Below are 1,229 nucleotides of genomic sequence, written 5' to 3'. Positions count from 1 at the left end.
GACGGGGACCGCCCGGCGTCGTCGGGCCGGCCCGCGTCCGCCGGGCGGTCCCCGTCGAGGCGGACGCCACCATGGCCGTTGGACTGGCCCGGGTCCAGGCGCGCCCCGTCGTACCCGGTGGGCCGACGGTCGACGCCGGTCGGCTCGGCGGCCGAGGCGGCCCGGTCGCCGGGCGCGTCCGCCGTCGACAGCGTCCGGTCGCCGGCGGGCTCGGCGGTCACCGGGCACCCGCCCGGGCACCGGCGCGCGCGGCACCGAAACGACGGAACCGTTGCCGGCGGAGGCGGACCAGCATCGCGGGCGGCACGTCCAGCAACGGCAGCAGATTGGCCAGCAACGCCGCGCGCAGCCGCCGGGCGGTCTCCGCCGGATCGTCGTGCGCGGCCGTCGCCGGCTCCGGCACGATCTCGTCGACCACCCCGAGCCGGCACAGGTCAGGTGCGGTCAACCGCAGCGCCCGGGCCGCCTGTGGCGCCGCGGACCGGTCCGGCCAGAGGATCGCGGCGCAGCCCTCCGGACTGATCACCGAGTAGACGGCGTGCTCCAGCATCAGCACCCGGTCGGCGACCGCCAGCGCCAGCGCGCCGCCGCTGCCACCCTCGCCGGTGATCACCGACAACACCGGGGTGGGCAGCACGGTGAGGGTGAGGATGTTCTCCGCGATGGCCGCCGCCTGGCCCTGCTCCTCGGCGCTCACCCCGGGGTCGGCGCCGGGGGTGTCGACGAGGGTGACCACCGGCAGGCCGAGCCGGGCGGCGAGGCGCATCAGCCGCAGCGCCTTGCGATGCCCGGCGGGGCTGGCCATGCCGAAGTTGCGGGCGACCAGCTCGGCGGTCGTGTGCCCCTTCTGGTGGCCGATCACCATCACGTGCCGGCCGTCCAGCCGGGCCACGCCGCCGACGACGGCCGGGCAGTCACCGCCGAGCCGGTCGCCGTGCAGCTCCACGAAGCCGTCGAAGACGGAGTCGAGGTAGTCCAGAGTGGTCGGTCGACCGGGATGGCGGGCCGTCCGCACCGTGTCCCACGCGTCGCGTGTCGCCGGGCCCGGACGGTCGCCGGCCGGGTGCGCCGGGCTCTTGACGAGCGGGTCCCGGTCGGCGCCCGCCGTCGGGTGCGCCGGGCTCTGGACGAGCGGGTCCCGAGCGGCGCCGGCCGGCGGGGGCGCCGGGCTCTTGAGGAGCGGATCCCGGTCGGCGCGGGCCGGCGGCGTCGCCGGCCCGCGCCGACCG

At 78.3% G+C, this 1,229-nt stretch carries 2 protein-coding genes; both read right to left on the bottom strand.

The window, feature by feature from the left end; genetic code table 11:
• On the bottom strand, positions 1-221 hold a 221-nt coding region (locus tag EAD98_RS00330), incomplete at its 3' end, for a hypothetical protein (protein ID WP_199723175.1).
• The coding region (locus EAD98_RS00325) for an acetyl-CoA carboxylase carboxyltransferase subunit alpha (protein ID WP_233583653.1) at positions 218-1,229 on the bottom strand (1,012 nt) is incomplete at its 5' end. The genes EAD98_RS00325 and EAD98_RS00330, both read right to left, overlap by 4 nt.

It is taken from the genome of Micromonospora sp. CV4 (assembly GCF_003667455.1).
In the GTDB taxonomy this organism is placed as follows: domain Bacteria; phylum Actinomycetota; class Actinomycetes; order Mycobacteriales; family Micromonosporaceae; genus Micromonospora.
The sequence above is the reverse complement of the archived record's forward strand: the minus strand, read 5'-3'. Positions and strand labels throughout refer to the sequence as shown.